This window comes from Streptomyces sp. NPDC057682, assembly GCF_042799575.1.
GTDB lineage: Bacteria > Actinomycetota > Actinomycetes > Streptomycetales > Streptomycetaceae > Streptomyces.
This window is the reverse complement of sequence record NZ_JBHVIN010000007.1, coordinates 350,575-369,286: the sequence shown is the minus strand read 5'-3', so window position 1 is coordinate 369,286 and position 18,712 is coordinate 350,575. Positions and strand designations below refer to the sequence as shown.

The 18,712-nt window shown below is 72.0% G+C and carries 18 protein-coding genes; 9 read left to right on the top strand and 9 right to left on the bottom strand.

Annotated elements, in window-relative coordinates; translation table 11 throughout:
• Positions 1–86 precede the first annotated feature (86 nt).
• A complete protein-coding gene (locus ACFVDM_RS15850) occupies positions 87–1,001 on the bottom strand; it encodes an alpha/beta fold hydrolase (RefSeq protein ID WP_383638961.1) in 915 nt (304 codons plus the stop codon).
• Between the two features lie 86 nt (positions 1,002–1,087).
• On the opposite strand from ACFVDM_RS15850, the gene ACFVDM_RS15845 reads away from it, so the two are divergent.
• Entirely contained in the window at positions 1,088–1,678 is a 591-nt protein-coding gene (locus tag ACFVDM_RS15845; RefSeq protein WP_383638958.1) for a CGNR zinc finger domain-containing protein, read from the top strand.
• An 8-nt stretch (positions 1,679–1,686) separates the two neighbouring features.
• Here the strand turns inward: ACFVDM_RS15845 and ACFVDM_RS15840 are convergent, their stop codons facing one another.
• A complete protein-coding gene (locus ACFVDM_RS15840; protein WP_383638955.1) occupies positions 1,687–2,445 on the bottom strand; it encodes a class I SAM-dependent DNA methyltransferase in 759 nt (252 codons plus the stop codon).
• A gap of 35 nt (positions 2,446–2,480) precedes the next feature.
• Positions 2,481–3,212, bottom strand: coding sequence for an NAD-dependent deacetylase (locus ACFVDM_RS15835; RefSeq protein WP_383638952.1), 732 nt, complete (start codon positions 3,210–3,212; stop codon positions 2,481–2,483).
• 66 nt (positions 3,213–3,278) lie between these two features.
• On the opposite strand from ACFVDM_RS15835, the gene ACFVDM_RS15830 reads away from it, so the two are divergent.
• Positions 3,279–3,479 carry a DUF2191 domain-containing protein gene (locus tag ACFVDM_RS15830; RefSeq protein WP_383638949.1) on the top strand — a complete coding sequence of 67 codons (201 nt, stop codon included), beginning with the start codon at positions 3,279–3,281 and terminating at the stop codon, positions 3,477–3,479.
• 27 nt (positions 3,480–3,506) lie between these two features.
• Here the strand turns inward: ACFVDM_RS15830 and ACFVDM_RS15825 are convergent, their stop codons facing one another.
• Positions 3,507–3,998 carry an NUDIX domain-containing protein gene (locus ACFVDM_RS15825; protein WP_383638946.1) on the bottom strand — a complete coding sequence of 164 codons (492 nt, stop codon included), beginning with the start codon at positions 3,996–3,998 and terminating at the stop codon, positions 3,507–3,509.
• A gap of 160 nt (positions 3,999–4,158) precedes the next feature.
• Between ACFVDM_RS15825 and ACFVDM_RS15820 the strand changes: the two genes are divergently transcribed.
• Positions 4,159–5,274, top strand: a complete 1,116-nt coding sequence (locus ACFVDM_RS15820; RefSeq protein ID WP_383638943.1) for a glycerate kinase — start codon at positions 4,159–4,161, stop codon at positions 5,272–5,274.
• A 270-nt stretch (positions 5,275–5,544) separates the two neighbouring features.
• On the opposite strand, the gene ACFVDM_RS15815 is transcribed toward ACFVDM_RS15820, so the two are convergent.
• Positions 5,545–6,369 carry a helix-turn-helix domain-containing protein gene (locus ACFVDM_RS15815; RefSeq protein ID WP_383638940.1) on the bottom strand — a complete coding sequence of 275 codons (825 nt, stop codon included), beginning with the start codon at positions 6,367–6,369 and terminating at the stop codon, positions 5,545–5,547.
• 343 nt (positions 6,370–6,712) lie between these two features.
• Between ACFVDM_RS15815 and ACFVDM_RS15810 the strand changes: the two genes are divergently transcribed.
• From ACFVDM_RS15810 to ACFVDM_RS15790, 5 genes are read left to right on the top strand one after another with little or no spacing between them, the layout of a single operon-like run.
• Positions 6,713–7,510, top strand: coding sequence for an ABC transporter ATP-binding protein (locus ACFVDM_RS15810; RefSeq protein ID WP_383638937.1), 798 nt, complete (start codon positions 6,713–6,715; stop codon positions 7,508–7,510).
• Positions 7,498–8,304 carry an ABC transporter ATP-binding protein gene (locus tag ACFVDM_RS15805; protein ID WP_383638934.1) on the top strand — a complete coding sequence of 269 codons (807 nt, stop codon included), beginning with the start codon at positions 7,498–7,500 and terminating at the stop codon, positions 8,302–8,304. Before ACFVDM_RS15810 ends, ACFVDM_RS15805 begins: the two co-directional genes overlap by 13 nt.
• Complete coding sequence (locus tag ACFVDM_RS15800; RefSeq protein ID WP_383638931.1) at positions 8,301–9,191, top strand: branched-chain amino acid ABC transporter permease; 891 nt, start codon at positions 8,301–8,303, stop codon at positions 9,189–9,191. The genes ACFVDM_RS15805 and ACFVDM_RS15800 overlap by 4 nt, the downstream gene beginning before the upstream one ends.
• Positions 9,184–10,287 (top strand): branched-chain amino acid ABC transporter permease, encoded by a 1,104-nt coding sequence (locus tag ACFVDM_RS15795; RefSeq protein WP_383638928.1) that lies wholly within the window; start codon positions 9,184–9,186, stop codon positions 10,285–10,287. The genes ACFVDM_RS15800 and ACFVDM_RS15795 overlap by 8 nt, the downstream gene beginning before the upstream one ends.
• Positions 10,284–11,528 carry an ABC transporter substrate-binding protein gene (locus tag ACFVDM_RS15790; protein ID WP_383638925.1) on the top strand — a complete coding sequence of 415 codons (1,245 nt, stop codon included), beginning with the start codon at positions 10,284–10,286 and terminating at the stop codon, positions 11,526–11,528. Before ACFVDM_RS15795 ends, ACFVDM_RS15790 begins: the two co-directional genes overlap by 4 nt.
• Before the next feature lie 68 nt (positions 11,529–11,596).
• Here ACFVDM_RS15790 and ACFVDM_RS15785 read toward each other — a convergent pair whose 3' ends face one another.
• Complete coding sequence (locus ACFVDM_RS15785) at positions 11,597–13,975, bottom strand: discoidin domain-containing protein (RefSeq protein WP_383638922.1); 2,379 nt, start codon at positions 13,973–13,975, stop codon at positions 11,597–11,599.
• 425 nt (positions 13,976–14,400) lie between these two features.
• On the opposite strand from ACFVDM_RS15785, the gene ACFVDM_RS15780 reads away from it, so the two are divergent.
• The gene (locus tag ACFVDM_RS15780; protein ID WP_383638919.1) at positions 14,401–15,753 is read left to right on the top strand and encodes a glycoside hydrolase family 5 protein; all 1,353 of its coding nucleotides are present in this window, start codon (positions 14,401–14,403) and stop codon (positions 15,751–15,753) included.
• Between the two features lie 82 nt (positions 15,754–15,835).
• Here the strand turns inward: ACFVDM_RS15780 and pssA are convergent, their stop codons facing one another.
• The 3 genes from pssA to ACFVDM_RS15765 form a co-directional block, all read right to left on the bottom strand.
• A complete protein-coding gene (pssA, locus tag ACFVDM_RS15775) occupies positions 15,836–16,690 on the bottom strand; it encodes a CDP-diacylglycerol--serine O-phosphatidyltransferase (protein WP_383638916.1) in 855 nt (284 codons plus the stop codon).
• Complete coding sequence (locus tag ACFVDM_RS15770; RefSeq protein ID WP_383638913.1) at positions 16,677–17,324, bottom strand: phosphatidylserine decarboxylase; 648 nt, start codon at positions 17,322–17,324, stop codon at positions 16,677–16,679. The genes pssA and ACFVDM_RS15770 overlap by 14 nt, the downstream gene beginning before the upstream one ends.
• A gap of 181 nt (positions 17,325–17,505) precedes the next feature.
• Positions 17,506–18,711, bottom strand: a complete 1,206-nt coding sequence (locus ACFVDM_RS15765; protein WP_383638910.1) for an acyl-CoA dehydrogenase family protein — start codon at positions 18,709–18,711, stop codon at positions 17,506–17,508.
• Position 18,712: the final 1 nt, after the last annotated feature.

Genomic DNA, 18,712 nt, shown 5'->3' with positions numbered 1-18,712 from the left:
AGCGCGGACCCGGCCACCGGGAACCCGGGGGTTCCAGTGTGTCGACGACCGGTTCGCGGGGCTACTCCCCTTCGCAGCCACTCATCCTACCGGACGGCCCCCGGGGCCCCCACCCGGTCCAGGAACGCGGCGATCAGCGGGGCGATCACCGGCAGCCGGTCCTCCAGCGCGAAGTGCCCGGTGTCGAGGAGATGCAGCTCGGCGTCCGGGAGGTCGCGCAGATAGGCGCGGGCCCCGGGCTCGGGGAAGAACATGTCGTGCGCGCCCCAGACGACGAGGGCCGGCGGGGTGTGCGTTCGCAGCCACTCCTGCCAGCGCGGGTAGAGCGCCACGTTGGAGTGGTAGTCGAAGGCCAGGTCCAGCTGCGGTGCGGTGCGTCCCGGCAGGTCCAGGAAGTGCTGGTCCAGCGTCCAGCCGTCCGGTGCCACCAGCTGCGGATCGGCGGTCCCGCCCTCGTACTGGCCGCGCGTCGCCGGCAGCGTCAGCAGCGCGCGCACGGTGTCGGCGGCACCGGGGGTGTCCCGCCGGAGCGCGATGAAGTCGCGGGCCGTCGGGGACAGCCCCTCCGCGTACGCGTTGCCGTTCTGCACCACGAGCCCGGCGATCCACTCCGGGTGGCGGGTGGCGAGCCGGAACCCCACCGGGGCGCCGAAGTCGAACACGTACATTACGAAGCGCTCCAGTCCGAGCGCGAGCACGAAGCCCTCCATGACGTCGGCGAGCCGGTCGAAGGTGTACGTGAACGAGCCGCCCTCGGACGTGGAGGCGGGGGCGTCGCTGTGGCCGAACCCCGGGTAGTCCGGCGCGATCAGCCGGTAGTGGGCCCCGAGGGCGTCCATGAGTCGGCGGAACTGGTGCGAGGCCGAGGGGAATCCGTGCAGCAGGAGCAGCGGCGGGGCGTCCTCCGCGCCCGGCGACGGGACCGACTCGCGGAAGAAGACACGGACGCCGTCGACCTCGATGTGCCGGTGGCGGATCTGCGGAACCGTCTGGATCACCATGTTCACATGCCTCCTCAATGGAATGACCCATTAGTTCTATGAGGCCATCGACTAATGTGTCAAGCGGATGAGTTAGCATTAGTCATATGACTGGCCCCGAGCCCCTGACCGGCGAACCGCTCGCCCTGGACCTGCTCAACACGCTGCCGTACGCAGCCGAGGGCGATCCGCCCGACCATCTCGCCGACGCGGAGGGCCTGCTGCGCTGGCTGGCCCTGGAGGCCGGCCGGCTTCCAGGTGCCGCCGGGGCACGCGAGGCGGACGCGGCCGACGCGGCGGCCGTCCGCGCCGTGCGGACCCACGCCGCCCGCGCCCTCACGGCGGCCCGCCGGGGCGAGCGCCCCGACCCCGCCGACCTGCGCGCCCTGAACGAGGCACAACGTGCCGCCCCCGCCGTCCGGTTCGCGGAGTGGAGCGACGGGACGGTCACGGCGGAGCCCTGCCGCTCCGGCCCGCTCGGGGCTCGGGTGGCGGCGGCACTGGCCGAAGAGGTCGTCCTGCTGCTGGCCGGTCCGGCGCTCGCGAAGGTCAGGGAGTGCGAGGCCGACGACTGCACGATGCTCTTCCTGCCCGCCCACCCGCGCCGCCGCTGGTGCTCGGCCGCTCGCTGCGGCAACCGCGCCCGGGTCGCCCGCTACTACGCCCGTCACAAGGACGACGGCCCCGCACGCAGCTGACTGACCCCCTACGCGCCCCTGCGCGCCAGCAGGAACGCCTGCGGCGTCGCCTCCGTCGCATCCGCCGCCCGGACCAGCCCGGCCACCCCCTCGAACCCGGCCGCCTCCAGCAGCCGGGCCACCCGCGCGGGGGAGAAGCGGTACACGTCCAGATCCACCCGGTGCCCGTACGCCCGTTCCAGCCGGACCCGTTCGTCCCCCGCCTTGAAGGCCAGCAGCAGCGGACCGCCCGGCGCCAGTACGCGGTGGAACTCGGCCAGGAAGCGGGGCAGTTCCTCCGGCGGGGTGTGGACCAGCGAGTACCAGGCGAGCACCCCGCCCAGCGAGCCGTCCGCCGCGTCCAGCGCCGTCATCGTGCCCACCTCGAACCGCAGATCCGGATGGCGGCGGCGGGCCTCCGCCACCATGCCCGGCGACAGGTCGACCCCGGACGCCGGTACTCCGAGGTCCCGCAGAAGGGCCGCCACCCGGCCCGGCCCGCACCCGGCGTCGAGGACCGGCCCGCCGGCCGCCGCCGCGTACGAGGCGAACACGGCCAGCACCGCCCGGTCCAGCGGCTTGTCCGCCAACTCGTCTGCGAGCAGGGACGCGTAGTCGACGGCGACGGTGTCGTACGAGGACCGGGTGGCCTCGACCGTGTCGCGCGGGGAACGAGGGTCCGTTCCGGTGGTCAGCGGGGAACGGGGGTCCGTTCCGGTGGTCAGCGGGGAACGGGGGTCCGTTCCGGTGGTCAGCGGGGAACGGGCGGGGGAGCCGGCGGAAGTCATACGGCGGACCGTACCGAGGGCCCGACGGGCCGGGATCAGGCGCCCGACTCCTCCGCCAGGCGTTCCAGCAGCGCGGGCAGTGCGGTGCCGATCGGCTCCCGGATCGTCTCCTCGGCCAGTTCGTCGTACGGCGTCGGCTCCGCGTTCACCACGATCAGGCGCGCCCCGTGCTCCACCGCGAGGCCGGCCAGCGACGCGGCGGGCTGCACCTGGAGCGAGGTGCCCACCGCGACGAACACCTCGCAGGCCTTGGCGACGCCCATCGCCTCGCCCAGGACCACCGGGTCGAGCCGCTCGCCGAACATCACCGTCGCCGACTTGAGGATGCCCCCGCAGTCGCGGCACGGCGGATCCGGCTCCCCGGCCTCCACCCGGTCCAGCGCCTCGGCCATCGTCGTCCGGCGGTGGCAGCGGGTGCACACCACCTCGCGCGCGGTGCCGTGCAGTTCGAGGACCTTGCGGGCGGGCATCCCGGCCAGCTGGTGCAGCCCGTCGACGTTCTGCGTGATCACCCGGACCGGGACGCCGGCCCGCTCCAGCGCGGCGACCGCGCGATGCGCGCCGTTCGGCTCCGCGTTCCACGTGGCGCTCGTCCGGCGCATCAGCCAGGAACGGCGGCGGATGTCCGGATCCGCCATGTACAGGTCGTACTGAACGAGCTTCTCGGACTCCGGGTCCTTGCGCCACAAGCCGTTCGGCCCGCGGTAGTCGGGGATTCCGGAGTCCGTGGAGATACCGGCACCGCTGAGGATCGCCACGAGTGTCATGGCGCGAGCGTACGCAGCCGACGCGGCCTGCGGCGAGGCGATATCGCGGGCTGCTACCGTCCCGCCATGGCGAAGGTAATGGTGGGTCTGGACGCGGAACTCGTCGTCGAAGTCATGGTCCTCGCGGGGGTCGGCAACCCCCAGGACGCCGTCGAACTCGTCGTACGCGACTACATCGCGCGCGGCCACCGCACGGAGGCGCGCACCGCGGCCCGCGAGGAGACCGTGCGCGAGGACGGGGTCAGGCCGCAGGACACCCAGGGCTGACCCGGCGGTCCGCACCGGGCGGAGGGATCAGACGGCGGGCCGGCCGTCCACCAGCTCCGCCGTGCCCGCACCGGAGTCCAGCACCTCCAGCGAGGCACGCACCCGTGAGAGCAGGGTGCCGGGCAGATACGCGTCCAGCTCCGCCGGCTCGACGAGCTTCCAGGACAGCAACTCCTCCTCCTGGATCCGGATCGCCTTCAGGGCCTCCTCGTCGAGGACCCCGCCGTCGTAGACATGGGCGACGATCGGCGGCCGGGCGCTGCCCCGGGTCCAGTCGACGGAGAGCAGCCTGCCCGGCTCCAGGTCCAGCCCGATCTCCTCGGCGGACTCGCGCCGCGCGGCCTGCCGCGGGGTCTCGCCGTCCGCCGACTCGATCGTGCCGCCCGGCAGCGTCCAGCCCTCCCGGTAGTTCGGCTCGACGAGCAGCACCCGCCCCCGGGCGTCGCGGAACAGGCAGGCCGCGCCCGCCAGCACCTTGGGCAGACCGGCGATGTAGGTGGCGTAGTCAGAGGTCGTCACGGCAGCAGCCTAGCGGCGCGGCGGGCACCGCCGGGTCCCGCCCGGGGGCGGTCCAGGGCCCGGACACCCATGGGCAGGGAGGGGGTGCTGCGGATAGGGTCGGGGCGGCGCGACTGCCTGTTCGAATGCAAAGGGAATCAAGGTGACGGACGGAGCAGTGATGGAGACCGCACGCGTGCTCGTCGCGGCGGACAAGTTCAAGGGCTCGCTGACGGCCGTACAGGTCGCGGAGCGGGTCACGGCCGGGCTGCGGCGGGCCGTTCCCGGAGTACGGGTCGAGGCCCTGCCCGTCGCGGACGGCGGCGACGGCACGGTGGCGGCCGCGGTGGCCGCCGGATTCGAACGCCGCGAGGCCCGGGTGACCGGCCCGCTGGGCGACCCCGTCACCGCGGCCTACGCGGTGCGCGGCACCACCGCCGTCGTCGAGATGGCCGAGGCCTCCGGCCTCCAGCACCTGCCCTCCGGCGTGTTCGCCCCGCTCACCGCCACCACGTACGGCTCCGGCGAACTGCTGCTCGCCGCGGTGGAGGCCGGCGCGCGGACCGTCGTCTTCGGCGTCGGAGGCAGCGCGACCACGGACGGCGGCGCGGGCATGCTGACCGCGCTCGGCGCCCGCTTCCTGGACGCGGACGGCAAGCCCGTGGGCCCCGGCGGCGCCGCCCTCGCTGATCTGGCCACGGCCGATCTGTCCGGGCTCGACCCCCGGCTCGGCGGGGTCGACCTGATCCTCGCCAGCGACGTCGACAACCCGCTCACCGGACCCAACGGGGCACCGGAGGTCTACGGCCGGCAGAAGGGCGCCACCGAGGACGACATCGCCCTCCTCGACGCGGCGCTCGCCCACTACGCCTCCCTGCTCGGCCCGGAACAGGCCCGGCTGCCGGGCGCGGGCGCTGCGGGCGGCATCGGCTACGGCGCCCTCGTCGCCCTCGGAGCGCGTTTCCGGCCCGGCATCGAGGTCATGCTCGACGTCCTCGGCTTCGCCCCCGCGCTGGCCCGCGCCACCTTCGTCATCACCGGCGAGGGATCCCTCGACGAACAGACCCTGCACGGCAAGGCCCCGGCCGGCGTCGCCGCCGCGGCCCGCGCCGCGGGCCTCGACGTCGTCGCGGTCTGCGGGCGCCTCGCCCTGCCCCCGGAGTCCCTGGGCCGCGCGGGCATCCGCCGCGCCTACCCGCTCACCGAGCTGGAACCCGACCCGGCCGTCTGCATGGCCGAGGCCGGCCCACTGCTGGAGCGCGTCGCGGAGTCGATCGGGCGGGACTTCCTGAGCTGACTCCGTGGGGCGGGGCCGCCGCGGGTCGGTGACCACGGGCGCCGTGACGTGGTGACATCGTGACGCCGTGACCGGGGGTGCTCCCGGTCTCGGTGGCACGGGGGCGTGCGGTCCGGGGACGTGGGGCGTTCCCGGTCTCGGTGGCACGGGGGCGTGCGGTCCGGGGAATGTGCGGGTCGTGACGCCGTGGCCTGGGGCGTTTCCGGTTCCGGTGGCACGGGGACGCGCGGTCCACGGCCGTGGGCGGGCCGGCCCCGCACCGGCCCCGGATCAGCCCGCGTACCCGGCGCCGCGCCATCCTCCCGGTCCGCGCGGCAGACCTCGGGGGCCGTCCGGCGACCCCGGCGCGTACCCCTCCGCCGGGATCCGCACCGGCCCGGCGCCGCCCGGCGCACGCCCGACCGCCTCCAGGGCCAGGACCACCTCCACCAGCTCCCGGGGCCGCGACAGCGACCGCGAGGTCAGCGTCTCCAGCCTCCGCAGCCGGTTCAGCACGGTATTGCGGTGACAGCGCAGCCGGGCCGCCGCGCGCGCCGCCGAACCGTCGCAGTCCAGCCACGCCTCCAGCGTCGCCACGAGCACCGCCCGGTCCGCCGGGGCGCGGTCCAGCAGCGGACCGAAGACCTCCCCGGCCAGATGGGCCGCGAGGTCCGGGCCGCCCGCCACCAGGGCCGCCGGAATCCGGCCCGCCAGGCACACCGCCCGGTCCCCGCCCGGACCGCACACCAGCAGCGCCGCCTCCGCCAGCCGGCGCGCCGCCCCCAGTCCCGACAGCCCCTCGACCACCGGACCGACCCCGCCGGGACCCGGCCGTACGGCCGACACGGCCGCCGCCACCGCGACCGGATCCGCGTCCCCCGCCACCACCACGGCGATCTCCCGGCCGGGCCGGGCCCGCCACAGGAACCTCAACCCGTGCGCGCCGCTGGGCCGTTCACCGGCACCCGCACGCGGAACGACGACCGCGACCGCGTACCGCCCCCGCTCCGGCAGGGCCAGCGCACCGGCCGCCAGACGGACCAGGTCCGGGCCTCCGTCGCCGTCCAGCAACGCGTCGAGGAGCGCCCCCTCCCGTCCGTCCCCGCGCCGCCGCATACCCGCTCCGTCTCCCCGGCCGACCACGCCGGTGTCCCGTCCGTTCCGCGGCATCCGTCGTCCGGCGTCCGTGCCGTCCGGCCCGCGCCGTGAGGATGACACCGCTCCCCGGCCCGGGGGAGCGGGCCGGGGAGCCGTCTGTGCGTGTGCCCAACCGGGCCGCTCCGGCACTGGTCATCCGCAGCGTCCGGGCCCCGGGCCGTGGACGCGCGGCCCGGCCGCTGCTGGTCTGTGGCGCACGGACGCACCGGACGGGCAACCGCCGGCCGCCTCCGGGCCGGGATCCCCGTGCCCGTACGGCACCCACGCGTCCGCTCCATGACAGGCGGAAGGAGGAGGACGCATGGCAACGCTGGAGATCCGCGCACTGTCGGTGGGCTACGGCCCGGTCCGCTCGCTGCGCGACGTCTCGCTCGATGTGCCGGCCGGCACGATCACCGCCGTGCTCGGCGGCAACGGGGCCGGGAAGACCACACTGCTGCGGGCCGTCTCGCGGACCCTCGGCTTCCACCGGGGTACGGGTACGGGCACGGTCCGCTTCGACGGACGGCCCCTGGACGGGCTGCACCCCGCCCAGGTGGTCGCCGCCGGAGTGGTCCAGGTCCCCGAGGGCCGCCAGGTGTTCGCCCGGATGACGGTGGCCGACAATCTGCGGGCGGGCGCGCTCGGCGCCCGGGGCGGACGCAAGGCCGCCGCCGAGGCCCTGGCCCGCGTCCACGAGCTGTTCCCCGTCCTCGCCCGGCGCGCCCACCAGCGGGCCGGGCTGCTCTCCGGCGGCGAACAGCAGATGCTGGCGATGGGGCGGGCGCTGATGGCCCGGCCCCGGCTGCTGCTGCTCGACGAACCCTCGCTCGGCCTCGCCCCGCTGATGGCGGCCCGCATCGCCGACACCGTGCGGGAGATCAACGCCACGGGAACCTCCGTCCTGCTCGTCGAGCAGAACGCCGCGATCGCCCTGCGCCTCGCCTCCACGGCCTACGTCCTGGAGGTCGGCGAGGTCGCCCTGGAGGGACCGGCCGACGAACTGGCCGCCTCCGACGAGGTCCGCCGCCGCTACCTCGGCGTCGTCGACGAGACCGCCGCCGAGGACGCCGGGAGCGCCGCCGGCACCGCACCCACGCTCAGCAGGTGGTCCGCGTGACGACCGCTCAGGACACCACCGCGGCGGCCCCCGAGGCGCTCACGGTCCACGACGTCACCGTGCGCTTCGCCGGGCTCACCGCGCTCGACGGCATCTCCTTCACCGTGGAGCCGGGCAGCGTGCACGCCGTCATCGGCCCCAACGGCGCCGGGAAGTCCACCACCTTCAATGTGCTCTCCGGGGTCTACCGGGCCGCCTCCGGCACCGTCCACCTCGGCGCCACCCGGCTCACCGGACTCGCCCCGCACCGCATCGCCGCGCTCGGCGTCGCCCGCACCTTCCAGAACCTCGCGCTGCCCCCGCACGCCACCGTCGCCGACACCCTGATGCTCGGCCGACACCGGCTCACCCGGGCCGGCTTCCTCGCCTCCGGACTGCGGCTGCCCGCCGCGGCCCGCGAGGAGCGGCGCCACCGCGAACGGGTCCGCGAGATCGCCGCGTTCATCGGCCTCGACAAGGACCTGGACCGCCCCGCCGCCGCCCTCCCGTACGGAACGCAGAAGCTCGTCGAACTCGGCCGGGCGCTCTGCATGGAACCGAGGGTCCTGCTCCTGGACGAACCCGTCGCGGGCATGACCGCCGACGAACGCCGGCGCACCGCGGCCGTCGTCGCCGGGATCCGCGACAGCCTCGGCATCTCGATCGTGCTCGTCGAACACGACATGGGCGTCGTCATGCGGCTCGCGGACGCCGTGACCGTACTCGACTTCGGACGCAGGATCTCCGGCGGCACCCCCGCCGAGGTCCAGAACGACCCGGCCGTCGTCCAGGCCTACTTGGGGACACAGGAATGACCACTTTCATCGAACTCCTCCTCGGCGGACTCTCCATCGGCTCGGTCTACGCGCTCATCGCGCTCGGCTTCGTCGTCATCTTCAAGGCCACCGAGGTCGTCAACTTCGCCCATGCCTCGCTGCTCCTGGCCGGCGGCTACGTCACCGCGGTCCTCCACGACGACATCGGCTTCTGGCCCGCGCTCGGCGCCGGGATCGCGGGCGCCGCGGTCGTCGGTGCCGCCGTCGAGTTCCTGGTGATGCGCCGCTACCGGGGCGGCGACCAGAGCGTCCTGGCCATCGTCACCATCGGCGTCGACATCCTGCTCACCACCGAACTCACCCGGCGCATGGGCACCGAGGTCCTCTCGCTCGGCGACCCCTGGGGCGACCAGGTCGTCACCCTCGGCGACGTCACCCTGGCCCAGACCCGCATCGCGGCCTTCGTCGCCGCGGCCCTGCTCATCACCGTGTTCCTGCTCGCCTTCCGCTTCACCTCCTGGGGCGTGTCGATGCGGGCCGCCGCGGAGAACCCGCAGACCGCCGCCCTGATGGGCATCCGGCTCGGCCGGGTCTCGCTCACCGCCTGGGCGGTGGCCGGAGCACTCGCCGCCGTGGCCGCGCTCTTCCTCACCGTCTTCCCCACCCCGGGGCTGGAACGCGCCACCTCGCTCGCCGCCCTCAAGGCCTTCCCCGCCGCCATCCTCGGCGGACTCGACTCCACGACCGGAGCCCTGGCCGGCGGGCTGATCGTCGGTGTCACCGAGGCACTCGCCACCGGATACCAGAGCGATCTGTCCTTCCTCGGCCGCGGCATCGGCGACCTCGCCCCCTATCTGGTGATGGTGCTCGTACTGCTGCTGCGGCCCGCGGGACTCCTGGGAACGAAGGAGCTGGCCCGTGTCTGAGACCACCACCGCACCCGCCGCCACCGGCATCACGGCCGCCGCCGCCCGCCTGCGCCGGCCCCGTACGTACCTGTGGGCCGCCGGAGCCGTGCTGCTGCTCGCGTTCCCGTTCTACCTCGACCGCTTCTGGCTCCAGGCCGGGCTCTTCGCGATGGCCGCCGCCATCGGCGCGATCGGCCTCAACCTGCTCACCGGCGCCACCGGCCAGCTCTCCATGGGCCACGCCTTCTTCCTCGCCGTGGGTGCCTACGGCTACTGCGTCCTGGCGGGGGAGAGCAGTACGGAGAACGGGCACCGACTGACCGGGCTCGGACTGCCCGGCTGGCTCGCCGCCCTGCTCGCCGTCCTCCTCGCCGGAGCGGCCGGCGGACTGTTCAGCCCCATCGCGAGCCGGCTGCGCGGCGCCTACCTCGGCATCGCCACCCTCGCCCTGATCTTCATCGGCCAGCACGTCCTGTTCAACGCCGGCTCGCTCACCGGCGGGTTCAACGGACGCGACGTACCCCCGCTCTCGCTCTTCGGCCTCACCTTCGACGACACCGAGGTGCTGGTCGCCTCCGTCCCGTTCCAGTCCTCGGAGAAGCTCTGGTACGTGGCGCTGCTCGCCCTGGTGCTGAGCGGGCTCTTCGCCCGGGGCGTGCTGCGCGGCCGGCCCGGCCGGGCCCTCAACGCCATCCGCGACCACCGGATCGCCGCCGGGGTGATGGGCGTCCCGGTGGCCCGCTACCGGGCCGGGGTCTTCGTCCTGTCGTCCATGTACGCCGGACTGGCCGGGGTCCTGCTCGCCCTCGTCTTCCAGCGGACCGTGCCCGAGTACTTCGGCATGGTCCTCTCCCTGGAGTACCTCGCCATGATCGTCATCGGCGGGCTCGGCACCGTGGCGGGCGCCGTCGTCGGCGCCGCGTTCGTCACGCTGCTCCCGCAGCTGCTCACCCACTACAGCGACTCCCTGCCCCTGGTCTCCGCCCCCGGCACGGGCGGACTGTCACCGGGCGAGGCCTCGCGCTACCTGTACGGCGCCGCGGTGGTCGCGGCGGTCCTGTTCCTGCCCGGCGGCCTGACACGTCCGCCGAAGAACCCGGGAGACAAGAAATGAAACTGCGTGTGCTCGGGGCCGTGTGCGCGGCCCTCGCCCTCACCCTCGTGGGCTGCAGCGGCAAGGCCGAACCCTCCGGCGGCGGCGAGGACAAGGGCGGGGTCAAGACCGGCGAGGGCGTCACCGGCAAGACGATCACGCTCGGCGCGCTCACCGACATGACCGGCGTCTACGCCTCCCTCGGCAAGAGCGTCACCCAGGCCCAGCAGCTCTGGGTCAAGGAGACCAACGCCGCCGGCGGCATCTGCGGCCGCACGGTCGAACTGACCGTCCGCGACCACGGCTACGACCCCCAGAAGGCCGTCGCCGGATACACCGAGCTGGAACCGAAGGTGCTGGGCTTCGTCCAGTTCATCGGCTCGCCCTTCGTCGCCGCCGTCGAGAGCCGCGTCAACGGCGACAAGGGCCTCGTCCTGCCCCAGGCCTGGTCCGCCAACCTCCTCGGCAGCTCCTACATCCGGGTCATCGGCGCCACCTACGACGTCGAGACCATCAACGCGATCGACTACCTCCTCTCCGAGAAGCGCATCGCCCGCGGCGACCGCATCGGCCACGTCTACTTCGAGGGCGACTACGGCGAGAACGCCCTCGCGGGCGCGAAGTACGCCGCGAAGGAGGCCGGGCTCACCGTCGTCGAGCAGAAGATCAAGCCCACCGACAACGACATGACCGCCCAGGTCGCCGCCCTCAAGCAGGCCGGAGTCAAGGCCGTCGTCGTCAGCGCCGGACCGCGCCAGGCCGCCTCGCTCGTCGGCGTCGCCGCCGCCACCGGCTTCAAGGTCCCGGTCATCGGCAACAACTCCGCGTTCGCCCCGCAACTCCTCAAGACCCAGGCCGGGCCGGCCCTCGCCCAGGACTACTACGTGGCCGCCTCCACCCTCCCGATCGGCGACCCGGGCGCCGGCCCCGCCAAGCTCGCGAAGGACTACTCCGCCGCCTATCCCGAGGACGGCCTCGACAACGGCGTCATCGCGGGCTACAACGCCGCGAGCCTCTTCGGAGACGCGCTGAAGAAGGCCTGCGCCGCCAAGGACCTCACCCGTGAAGGCGTCGACAAGGCACTGCTCACCATCAAGGACTTCGGCGCCGACTTCGGGATGCCGCACGACTTCTCCGACCCGGCGGCGCCCTCCACCCGGGAGAGCGTGATCATGAAGCCGGACCTGAAGACCCCCGGTGGACTGAAGGTGGTCAGGCCCGCCCAGGCCGCCGCCGCGGCGAAGTCCTACCCCGTGAAGTAGCCGGACCGCACGGCCGGCGGGCGGCACGCCTCACGGTGTGCCGCCCGCCGGTGCTTCCGGGTGCCGGATCAGCTCGTGTACGCCTCCAGTTCCGAGAGCTGCGCCGCGGGCCAGCCGGTGTTCGCGGTGAACGTCAGCCGCAGATACCGGGTCGCCGTACCGGGCAGGGTGACGGTCGCCAGGTTGCCGCCCGCCGGATCGAAGGTGTAACCGGCGGAGCCCTTCAGCGTGTTGTACGTGGTGCCGTCGGTGCTGCCGGACACCGCCAGGGTCTGTGTACGGGGCGACCAGGCCGCCGCCGGCGGCAGCTTCAGGACCAGCCGCTTCACGGCCTTCGCCGCACCGAGGTCGACGGTCAGCGTCTGCGGGAAGGCGTTGTTGGTGCTCTCCCAGTAGCTGTTCGCGTCGCCGTCGACGGCGCGGGCGGGCGTGTAGACGTCCGCGTGGCCGGACGCGGTGACGGTACGGCCCCGGGCGAGGTTGCCCGTCTCCTCGGGCGGGTCGGTGGGGTCGGTGGGCGGGTCGGTCGGATCGGTCGGCGGGTCCGTGGGGTCGGTCGGGCCGCTGCCGCCGCCCGGCACACCGCCGTTGGTCCACACCGGGTCGGGCCAGGTGCCGGTGCAGGCCGGGGGATCGGCGTACCAGCCGGAGTTCCCGGCGCCCCGGGTGATCCGGAAGCCGCTGCCGACGCAGTTGTGGATCGGGTTGGACTGGGCGATGTGCGTGGCCACGACGTTGTCGAAGGTGGCCGTGCCCGGGGACTGGATCTGCAGCGCGTACGTTCCGGCGCCGTCGATCCTGATGCGGTCGAAGTGCAGCCCGTTCGTCGCACCCTCGATCAGATGGATCGCGGCGTAGGAGCTGTCCAGGATCTCGCTGTCGGAGACGTTGATCGTGGCGTTGATGGGCTCGTTGAGCCCGCTGAACCAGACCGCGCCGACGCCGAAGCGCCAGTTGTAGTCGTTGTTCCCGGTCCGGATCAGGGTGTTGCGGGCCGCGGTGACGGTGCCGGAGACGGCCGTACCCTGGCCGGAGTTGACGCCGGGGTAGCGGTTGGCGATGTGCAGTCCGCCGCCGTTGGTGATCGTGTCCGCCATCACGTTGTCCGCGATGGTGATGTCCTTGCCGCCGTAGGTGACGATGTTGTTGGCGAGGATCGGCAGGATCACCGTGTTGAAGGAGAACGTGTTCTTCACGTTCGGGACGTTCTCCGCCCACATCGCCAGACCGTCGTCACCGGTGTTGCGGACGAAGGTGTTGGTGACCGTGGAGTTCGTCACTCCGTAGTGGAAGTTCACGCCGTCGGCGGTCTGGTCCAGGATGCGGCTGTTCTTGATGGTGAAGTGGTCCATCGGGCCGTCCATCCAGGCGCCGCACTTGGTGTGCTGCATCCAGACGTTGTCCACCGTGGAGTTCGACAGGGCGCCGCCGATGGCGTTGACCTGGTCGTTGTCCACCCGCTCCCGGATGTCGCCGATGATGGCGAAGTCCTTGAGCAGGACGTCGCTGCTGCCGCCCTGCGCCGCGTACTTGCCGTAGACGCCGACGGCCTTGGAGCGGTCGGAGGGGTCGCGCCCGGTCAGGACGGAGTACCAGGGCCCCGCGCCGCGCAGCGTCACCTTGTCCACGACGATGTGGTCGCGGACCTGGAAGGTGCCCCGGGGGATGTACACCTCCTTGCCCTGGGTCCGGCCCGCGTCCACGGCCGCCTGGATCCTGGCCGTCGAGTCGGCGGCCCCCGTCGGGTCGGCCCCGAAGTCGGCGACGACGTCGAGCGCGCCCGAGGGCCTGGCGACCGGGTCGGCCACCTGCTCGAAGTCCGCCAGGTCGATGGTGAACGAGGGCGAGTCCGCGGTCGAGGAGACCTGGAGCCGGACCTTGGTGCCCGCCGCCAGCGTCGACCCGAACATGGTCCGGGCCTCGTCGTAGAAGTGGTGCGGGTCGGTGTCGCCGGGGTTGTTGTTGAACGGGTACCCGCCGTAGTACCACCCGTACTTCGAGGTGACCGGCACGGCCTTGGCCGAGCCGCCGTTCACCCGTACGTCGATCGAGGCGTCCCGGCCCGATCCGGCGGCGTTGTCCGGCAGCGAGTACCGGAAGGACATGGCGTTCGCCGGGGCGGTGAGCGTGAACTCCACGTACTCGCCGACGGCGTCGAGGGTCACGGCCTGCCGGCCGGAGGCCTCGGACGGCAGGGTGCCGTACAGCCGGTTCGGGCCGATCAGGGTGCCGTTGGTGGCCGCGTACTCGGCCTCCTGCTCCGTGAACGGAACGGTGGCACCGCGACCGGGGACGGCCAGCGGCGAGGGGGCGGGGACGCCCGCGGCCTCGGCGGCCGGGGCACCGGAGAGGACCACGGCGGCGGCGGTGCCGAACGCGGCCAGGGCCAGGGAGAGGGAGGCGGCGAGCGAACGCCTCGGCCAGGGATGTCGGGGTGATGGGGTCACGTCAGATGTGTCCTTGCGGCTCGGCTCGTGGGGGTTCCGGACGCCCACAGGCTAGGAGCACCTTCGCAAGTAAGTCTATGAGTGTGCGCAAGAATCTGATGGCAGAGCTAAATTATCCGACGCCGCCAAGGGGGGAATGCTGCTTTGTGCGGTGGTTGGCGAGGTAAGGCCCGGACGGGCCCCTGATGTCTGCAAGTTCTTGCGTCCATCGAAACACCGTCGAAACTGTTGACGCGCCTCCCGGGCCGATGCCACGGTTCGGCCTGCGGGCGTCGATCCGCCGTCGATTTGGGAGCGCTCCCAAATCGCGGGATCGGCGCATGTGCTCGCTGAAAGGATCCCGCGCGCCCCCGTGCGCAGATCCTCTGGGAGCGCTCCCGTACTGCTCCCGCGCCCCACGTACCCCCACCGAAAGGCGAAGAAGCATGACCCCCTTCAGAAGCACGCGCCTGGGCGCGGCGGCGGCCGCCACCGCGCTCGCCGCCGTGTTCGCGCTGTGCGGACCGGTCACGGCCCGGGCCGAGCCCGCCGCCGCTCCTGCCGCGGCTCCCGCCGCCGGCACGGACTGGCTGCACACCGACGGCAACCGGATCGTCGACGAGAACGGCGACCCGGTCTGGCTGACCGGCGTCAACTGGTTCGGCTTCAACGCCACCGAACGCGTCTTCCACGGCCTCTGGTCGGCCAATCTGGACACCCTGACCGGGCAGATGGCCCAGCGCGGCATCAACCTCGTCCGGGTGCCGATCTCCACCCAGCTGCTGCTGGAGTGGAAGAACGGCCAGGCGGCGGTGTCCAGCGCGGTCAACACCTGGGCCAACCCCGAGCTGAAGGACAAGAACACCCTCCAGGTCTTCGACGCCTTCCTCGCGACGGCCCGGAAGTACGGCATCAAGGTCATGCTCGACGTGCACAGCGCCGAGGCCGACAACTCGGGGCACATCCACCCCGTGTGGTGGAAGGGGGCGATCACCACCGAGCAGTTCTACACGGCCTGGGAGTGGGTCACCGACCGCTACAAGGGCGACGACACCCTCGTGGCGATGGACATCAAGAACGAGCCGCACGGCAAGCCGTCCGAGAGTCCGCGCGCCAAATGGGACGGCTCCACCGACCCGGACAACTTCAAGTACGCCTGCCAGACCGCGGGCCGGCGCATCCTCGCCGTCAACCCCAAGGTGCTGATCCTCTGCGAGGGCATCGAGGTCTACCCCAAGGACGGCACCAACTGGACGTCCACCTCCCCGACCGACTACGACTCCGTCTGGTGGGGCGGGAACCTGCGGGGCGCCGCCCAGCACCCCGTGGACCTCGGGGCCCAGCAGGACCAGCTCGTCTACTCCCCGCACGACTACGGGCCGCTCGTCTACCAGCAGCCCTGGTTCCAGGGCGACTGGAACCGTACGACCCTGGAACGCGACGTCTGGGACCCGAACTGGCTCTACCTCCACAAGAACAACACCGCGCCGCTGCTGATCGGCGAATGGGGCGGCTTCCTCGACAACGGCCCCAACGAGAAGTGGCTGAAGGCGCTGCGCGACCTCATCGTCGAGAACCGCATCAGCCAGACCTTCTGGTGCCTCAACCCCAATTCCGGTGACACCGGCGGCCTGCTCGGCTACGACTGGGCCACCTGGGACGAGGCCAAGTACGCCCTCCTCAAGCCCGCCCTGTGGCAGGAGAACGGCAAGTTCGTGAGCCTCGACCACGAGGTGCCCCTCGGCGGCACGGGCTCCACGACGGGCATCAGCCTCTCCGACCTGTACGGCACCGGCTGACACCGGCTGACCCGCCCCGCACACGCACGAGGGCCCGGATGCCTTGCCGGCATCCGGGCCCTCGTGTCGTCTCTGCGGTCCGCTACGGCAGCTGTGCCGCGCGGGCCTCGCGACGGTTGTCGCGGAAGGTGTTCACCCGGCGGGCGGTCGCGAAGAGCGGGATGACCGCGCCGAGGACCACCTGGAGCGCACAGCCGGTCTGGAGCAGGAGCTGGCCGCCGGGGGCGTCGAACGCCCAGGCTGCCAACAGCCCCATCGCGGCCACGATCCAGCCGAGCATCGCCACCGCGAGGACGCCCCGCGGCTTCGGGTACTCGACCCGGCTGACCATCAGCCACGCCACGCCGACGATCGCCAGCAGCGTCGGGACGAAGGGCAGCTCCAGGAGCACGATCGAGATGACCGTGAGCGCTCCGAAGGGGCTTGGCATGCCCTGGAACATGCCGTCCTTCATCGTCACGCAGGAGAACCGCGCGAGTCTGAGCACCACCGCCAGCAGCACCACGATCGCCGCGAGCGCCGAGACCCGCTGGTGTGCGTCGTCCGCGACCATGCCGTACACGAGGACGAAGTACGCCGGGGCGAGCCCGAAGCTGATCAGGTCCGAGAGGTTGTCCAGCTCGGCCCCCATCGGCGAGGACCGCAGCTTGCGCGCCACGAGTCCGTCGAAGAGGTCGAAGACGGCCGCCATGAGCATGAGGATCACGGCGGTGGCCGCGGAGTGCCGCGCCATCCCGCTCTCGTCGCTGCCCGTGAGGTGCGGAATGAGGATCCCGGTGGTGGTGAAGTACACCGCCATGAATCCGCACGTGGCGTTACCGAGCGTGAGGGTGTCCGCTATCGACAGCCGCATCGAGAGCGGCATGTCCTCGGAGTCGTCCTCGTCCTCGGCCTCCGGGACCCAGCCGGTCTGTGTGTCCGGATCAATCACGGTCAATTCGAGTCACCCCCGCGGTGGTGGCCTGGCCGACCTCGACCGCGACATCGACACCTTCCGGAAGGTAGATGTCCACCCGGGACCCGAAGCGGATCAGGCCGATGCGCTCGCCCTGCTCCACCTTGGTGCCCTGCGGGATGTACGGGACGATGCGACGGGCCACTGCGCCCGCGATCTGCACCATCTCGATGTCGCCCAGCTCGGTGTCGAAGTGCCAGACAACGCGCTCGTTGTTCTCGCTCTCCTTGTTGAACGCCGGGACGAAGCCGCCGGGCACGTGCTCGACGGACGTCACGGTGCCGGCCAGGGGGGCGCGGTTCACATGGACGTTCAGCGGGCTCATGAAGATCGCGACGCGGGTGCGCCCGTCCTTCCACGGCATGATGCTCTGCACCACACCGTCGGCCGGCGAGATGACGCGCCCCTGGGTGATCTCGCGCTCGGGGTCGCGGAAGAACCACAGCATGCCCGCCGCGAGCGCGGTGGTGGGCACGGCCACCGCCGCCCAGCGCCCGGACCTGCGGGCCCGGGACAGGCTGAGTGCGGCGGTGGCGACGGTCGGCAGGAGCCACGGCGAAGCTCCGCGTGCAAGGCGGACCCCGCCGCGGGGTGCGGAGGAATGGCTGTCGGGCATGGTTGACCTTCGTAGCGGATGAGGCCGCGTTGGCAATGGGGGACGGCGGCTTTTCCGGCGATGTTATCGGTTGCGGCCAGCAACTGGGCAAGCCAGCAGCCGAGTCGGACGTCTGGAAGGCACCGGATGAGGGTGACAGGGTGTGATGTTCTTCGCGGCTAAATCACCTCAAAAGGGATGATCACCCCTGGAAACGGTACTCCTCAAGGAGTCGGCGCCCGATGATCATTTTCTGGATCTCGGCGGTACCTTCACCGATCAGCAGCATCGGTGCCTCCCGGTAGAGGCGCTCGATCTCGTACTCCTTGGAGAAGCCGTAGCCGCCGTGGATGCGGAAGGCGTCCTCGACGACTTCCTTGCAGTATTCGGAGGCGAGGTACTTCGCCATCCCTGCCTCCAGGTCGTTTCGCTCCCCGGAGTCCTTTTTGCGTGCCGCGTTCACCATCATGGCATGGGCCGCTTCGACCTTGGTGGCCATTTCGGCCAGCTTGAACTGGATCGCCTGGTGCTGGGCGATCGGCTTTCCGAAGGTCTGCCGCTGCTGTGCGTAGGAAACGCCCAGTTCGAACGCACGCTGCGCGACACCGCAGCCACGGGCGGCGACATTGACCCGTCCCACCTCGACGCCGTCCATCATTTGGTAAAACCCTCGGCCGGTGACCCCGCCCAGGACGCGATTGGCCGGAATGCGCAGTCCGTCCATCACCAGCTCGGTGGTGTCGACGCCCTTGTAGCCCATCTTGTCGATCTTCCCGGGGATGGTGAGGCCGGGCCGGACCTCGCCGAAGCCGGGTTCCTTCTCCACCAGGAAGGTCGTCATCGACTTGTGCGGGGCCGTGCCCTCGGGGTGGCCTTCGTCACTGCGGCACAGCACCGCCACGAGCGAGGAGGTGCCGCCGTTCGTCAGCCACATCTTCTGGCCGTTGAGGACGTACTCCTCGCCGTCCCTGACGCCCTTGGAGCTGATCGCCGACACGTCGGAGCCCAACGCCGGCTCCGACATCGAGAAGGCCCCGCGGACCTCGCCCAGCGCCATCCGCGGCAGGAAGGTGTCCTTCTGCTCCTGGGTGCCGTGCTGCTTGAGCATGTACGCCACGATGAAGTGCGTGTTGATGATCCCGGAGACGCTCATCCAGCCGCGGGCGATCTCCTCCACGCAGAGCGCGTAGGTGAGGAGCGACTCGCCCAGGCCTCCGTACTCCTCGGGAATCATCAGACCGAACAGTCCGAGCTCCTTGAGCCCCTCGACGATCTCCGTGGGGTACTCGTCGCGGTGCTCCAGCGCCGTCGCGACCGGAATGATCTCCTTGTCGACGAAATCCCGGACCGTGGAGAGGATCTCCCGCTGGACCTCGGTGAGCCCGGCCGTCTGGGCGAGTCGCGTCATG